General features: G+C 62.7%; 6 protein-coding genes. All 6 read right to left on the reverse strand.

The genetic code is table 11. From position 1 onward, the window contains the following. Positions 1–379 precede the first annotated feature (379 nt). Positions 380–997 carry an urease accessory protein UreG gene (gene ureG / locus HP499_RS20670; RefSeq protein ID WP_172326005.1) on the reverse strand — a complete coding sequence of 206 codons (618 nt, stop codon included), beginning with the start codon at positions 995–997 and terminating at the stop codon, positions 380–382. A gap of 21 nt (positions 998–1,018) precedes the next feature. Beyond that, positions 1,019–1,690, reverse strand: coding sequence for an urease accessory protein UreF (locus tag HP499_RS20675; protein WP_172326006.1), 672 nt, complete (start codon positions 1,688–1,690; stop codon positions 1,019–1,021). A 141-nt stretch (positions 1,691–1,831) separates the two neighbouring features. Further along, complete coding sequence (gene ureE / locus HP499_RS20680) at positions 1,832–2,305, reverse strand: urease accessory protein UreE (protein WP_172326007.1); 474 nt, start codon at positions 2,303–2,305, stop codon at positions 1,832–1,834. Positions 2,306–2,321: 16 nt separating this feature from the next. Beyond that, the gene (ureC, locus tag HP499_RS20685) at positions 2,322–4,052 is read right to left on the reverse strand and encodes an urease subunit alpha (protein ID WP_172326008.1); all 1,731 of its coding nucleotides are present in this window, start codon (positions 4,050–4,052) and stop codon (positions 2,322–2,324) included. Further along, a complete protein-coding gene (locus tag HP499_RS20690; protein ID WP_172326009.1) occupies positions 4,049–4,402 on the reverse strand; it encodes an urease subunit beta in 354 nt (117 codons plus the stop codon). Before HP499_RS20690 ends, ureC begins: the two co-directional genes overlap by 4 nt. 8 nt (positions 4,403–4,410) lie before the next feature. Beyond that, complete coding sequence (locus tag HP499_RS20695; protein ID WP_172326010.1) at positions 4,411–4,713, reverse strand: urease subunit gamma; 303 nt, start codon at positions 4,711–4,713, stop codon at positions 4,411–4,413. Positions 4,714–4,902 lie beyond the last annotated feature (189 nt).

The following is a 4,902-nucleotide window of genomic DNA, read 5'->3' on the forward strand; positions in this document are numbered from 1 at the left end:
AACCCCCAACTCCAACCGCCCCCGCACCCCCCGCTCCGAAGGAACCAGCGCGGAGTTGAGCTCCACGTCCCCCCAAGGACCAACATCGACGCCCGAGCTCACTACGTGCGCAGTCATCGGCTATCCCCGAAGGACGCCCCGAACGTCGCGACGTTGCAGCCTGGGCCGGCCGTGAACGCCAGCCGAATGGCCGGGGACCAAACCGCGGAGGCGGCGTAGCCGGGGATAAGGGGCCGCGGCGTGGCGGCGGCAGCTGGGGCGGGGCGATCCGCGACCGCGGATGAAGGGGGCCGCGGCGTGGTGGGCACCGCGAAGCGGGCACGGCCCCCTTCATCCGCGGGCGCCGCCCCCGGTGACTTAACTGCGAACCCTGGCCGGGTCATTGCGCCAAGTCGAGCATCAGGACGTCGCGCCGGATCCAGTTGAGGACCTCGTCCAACCCTTCGTCCGTCTTGAGGTTCGTGAAGCAGAACGGCTTACTACCGCGGAACTCCTTGGAATCCCTCTCCATGACGGCCAGGTCCGCTCCAACGTGTGGCGCCAGGTCGGTTTTGTTGATGATGAACAGATCGGATTTGATCATTCCTTGGCCGGCTTTGCGGGGGATTTTTTCGCCTTGGGCTACGTCGATGATGTAGATGGAGAAGTCGACGAGTTCGGGGCTGAAGGTGGCGGAGAGGTTGTCGCCGCCTGATTCGACGAAGATGACTTGCAGGTCGGGGTGCCTGGCTTTGAGTTCTTCGATGGCGGCGGTGTTCATGGAGGTGTCTTCGCGGATGGCGGTGTGCGGGCAGCCGCCGGTTTCGACGCCGATGATGCGGTCTTCGGGGAGGATGCCGTTGGCTGCGAGGATTTTGGCGTCTTCGATCGTGTAGATGTCGTTGGTGATGGCGGCCATGGAGATGTCCCTGCTCATGTGCCGGGTGATGCGTTCCACGAGCTGGGTTTTGCCTGCTCCGACGGGTCCGCCGACGCCGATTTTGATGGGTTCAGTCATGTTTTCTGTCCTTTGCTTCAGCTAGCTCATGAACATGCGGGCGCGTTGCCGTTCGTGCCGCATTTGCGAAATTTCAAGTCCGGGGCTGACGGCCCCAAAGTCGTTCCAGCACAGCTGTGCTACATCCTCGACGGCGGCAGCTACGGCGTCGTGCGCTTGGCGAAGTACCCGTTGTCCGGCGTTCTGACCCATCGGAATGGCCCGCACGGCGTTCTGGGTCAGGGAAGTCACCGCGGCAAACAGATACGCAGAGAGCGCCGCTTCAAACGGAACGCCCAGTGACCGTGCAATCACCCCGAAGGCCAAGGGCTGATGCCCCCCGGCCCTCCCCTCACGTACCAACTCCCGATACGCCTCCAACTCCCCCGAAGGAAACACCTCCCCACCAATTTCCAACAACCGCCCACCCATTTTCAAAGATGCCTCCCGCACCTCCCGAGCCAACAACTGCGCCGAGAGAACAGAATCCAACAAACCAACATCCACCCCGTCATACAAGAACCGCAAAGCCAACCCCTCCGAATAGGTCAACTGCTGCCCCACAAAAGCCCCCAACCAATCCCCAAAAGACCCCTCATCCCAAACCAACCCACGATGCACATAGCTCTCAAACCCCAAAGAATGAGCAAAAGCCCCCGTAGGCAACGCGGAGTCAGTCAACTGTTGAAGAGCAAGCTGATATGTCGCACTCAAAGCGCACCGCCGGAGGTGATGTCTGCGCGCTGGAGCGGAGCTGGGAAGGGGGCCGCGGCGTGGTGGGCACCGCGAAGCGGGCACGGCCCCCTTCCCAGCGGAGCGCAAGCGTGCGCGCCCAACTGGCCGCGGCGCACAGCGTTAGTGCGAATGCTCAGCATGGCGGAAGGGCACCGGCATGACCCGCTCTTGCCTGTCGTAGGGGACGCCAACGCTCTTCAGATAGTCTTCGACCGTGTGGTCATACTGACAAACCATGACTTCGGCCCCGTACTCGGAGGAGGCGTCGAAGAATTGTGCCTGCAGGTGCCGGTTGCCGAGCGAATGTGCCACGACCCCCATTTCGTGGATTGTCCGCGCCCCTATCACCAGGACGTCGGTGGGCAGCACGGAGATAACGATGACGTTGCCGGGATCGATGGCGAGGATGTCGCCGTCGCGGAGGTCGCCGGTGCCGGCGGGGAGGCGGATGCCGAGTTCTTTGCCGTGGTCGGTGGTGACGCGCTGGATGCGTTTGACCAGCAGGGAGCTCGGGAGTACGACTTTTTCTTTGTGCCGGCCCGCATAGTCGTGGGGTTGTTCGTGGAGGTTGCCGAGGATTTTTTCGATGATCATGTGATTCCTAAGCGGCTTAGAAGAGGAAGTAGCGCTGCGCCATGGGCAGCACGTCGGAGGGCTGGGAGGTGACTTCGACGCCGTCGACGCTCACTTTGTAGGTTTCGGGGTCGACGGCGATCTCGGGCGTTTCACCGTTGTATTTGAGGTCCGCTTTGGTGAGGTTGCGGATGCCGGTGACGGGTTTGATGATGCGTTCGAGCCCGAGTTCGGCGGGCACTCCGGCGTCGATCGCGGCTTTGGACATGAACGTGATGGACGTCTGCTGCAAGGCCTTGCCGTACGTGGCGAACATGGGGCGCATGGTGCGGGGCTGGGGTGTGGGGATGGAGGCGTTGGCGTCGCCCATGAGGGCGTAGGCGATCTGTCCGCCTTTGATGACGAGTTCGGGTTTCACGCCGAAGAACGCGGGGTCCCAGAGCACCAGGTCCGCGAATTTGCCTGCTTCCACGGAACCGATGACATCTGCCATGCCTTGGGCGATGGCGGCATTGATGGTGTATTTGGCCACGTAGCGTTTGAGCCGGAAGTTGTCGGATTCGGTGGAGCCGTGGGTGGTGCCGGAGGGATCCTTCAACACGCCTCGTTGCCGTTTCATGGCGTCGGCTACTTGCCAGGTGCGGGTGACCACTTCGCCGACGCGGCCCATGGCTTGCGAGTCGGAGGAGGTGATGGCGAAGATGCCGAGGTCGTGCAGGACGTCTTCGGCGGCGATGGTTTCGGCCCGGATGCGGGAGTCTGCGAAGGCTACGTCCTCGGGGATGTCCGGGTTGAGGTGGTGGCAGACCATGAGCATGTCCAGGTGCTCTTCGATGGTGTTGCGGGTGTACGGCAGGGTGGGGTTGGTGGAGGCCGGGAGGACGTTGGGCAGTCCGGCGATCTTGATGATGTCCGGGGCGTGCCCACCGCCGGCGCCTTCGGTGTGGAAGGTGTGGATGACACGGCCGTCGATGGCCCGGATGGTGTCTTCAACGAAGCCGCACTCGTTGAGGGTGTCGGTGTGGATGGCCACTTGGACGTCGTATTCGTCGGCAACGCGCAGGGACATGTCGATGGACGAGGTGGTGGATCCCCAGTCTTCGTGCACCTTCAGCCCGACGGCGCCGGCGCGGATCTGCTCTGCGAGGGGCTCGACGGCGGATGCGTGGCCCTTCCCGAACAGGCCGATGTTGACGGGGAGTCCCTCGGCGGCCTGCAGCATTCGCGAGATGTGCCAGGCGCCGGGGGTGACGGTGGTGGCTTTGGTTCCTTCGGCGGGGCCCGTGCCTCCGCCCACCATGGTGGTGATGCCATTGCACAGGGCGGCCGGGACTTGTTCCGGGGAAATGAAGTGGATGTGGGTGTCGATGCCGCCGGCTGTGAGGATTTTGCGTTCTCCGGCGATGATTTCGGTGCTGGAGCCGATCACGATGTCCACATCGTGGGTGATCTGCGGGTTGCCTGCCTTGCCGATCTTGAAGATGTACCCGTCCCTCAGGGCAACATCCGCCTTGTAAATGCCGGTGTAATCCAGGACGATCACGTTGGTGATCACCGTGTCCGGGATGTCGTCCGAGCGGATCAGTTGTCCGTTCTGGCCCATGCCGTCGCGGATGACTTTGCCACCGCCGAACACCACTTCCTCGCCGTAAACCGTGTAGTCTTTCTCGATTTCGAGGAACAGTTCGGTGTCCGCCAGACGGATGGCATCGCCGGTGGTTGGCCCGTACAGCTCGGCGTACTGCCTGCGGGGTATCTCGAAGCTCATTTGGTGTCTCCTTCCGAAGCAGAACCGCCCAGGCGGGTGCCGCCGTCGAGCCTTCCGTTGACGGCGTTACTGAGCCCGAAGACCTCACGCACCCCGGCAATTTCGATCAACTGGACGGTCTTCCGGTCGCCTGGCTCGAAACGTGCGGCTGTGCCGGCAGGGATGTCCAGGCGGCGGCCGTAGGCGGCATCGCGGTCGAACTCGAGGGCGCTGTTCGCCTCGGCAAAGTGATAATGGGAGCCCACCTGGACGGGACGGTCGCCGCGGTTCACCACCTCGACGGCGGTTGCCTCACGGCCGCTGTTGCAAGCGATGGAACCGGGAAGGAGCTTGTATTCACCGGGGATCATGGAGGCTCCTAGCGGATGGGGTGATGGACGGTGACGAGCTTGGTGCCGTCAGGGAACGTGGCTTCAATCTGGACGTCGTGGATCATCTCCGGCACGCCTTCCATCACGTCTTCGCGGCGGAGGATGGTGGTTCCGTAGCTCATGAGCTCGGCAACCGTCCTGCCGTCCCGGGCACCTTCGATGAGTTCGAAGCTGATGATCGCCACGGACTCGGGATAGTTCAGTTTCAGCCCCCGTGCCTGGCGGCGCCGCGCCAGATCGGCAGCCACCACGATCATGAGTTTCTCCTGCTCACGGGGCAAAAGATGCATGGTTACTCCTTGGACGCAGGGCACTTGGACAGATTGTGTTCAGCGTAAGGAGCGGAAGTTTCGGCGACGTTTCCAATTCGTCTCAGTCGGGGGTCGGATTCAGCCGAATTGACCTCAACTTAAGTTGAGGTCATAGCATCGGTCGGGTGCGCGTCCGCGTAGGTCGCCATCCTTGACCAGTCCCATGAA

Source organism: Paenarthrobacter sp. CM16 (assembly GCF_013179505.1).
Classification (GTDB): Bacteria; Actinomycetota; Actinomycetes; order Actinomycetales; family Micrococcaceae; genus Arthrobacter.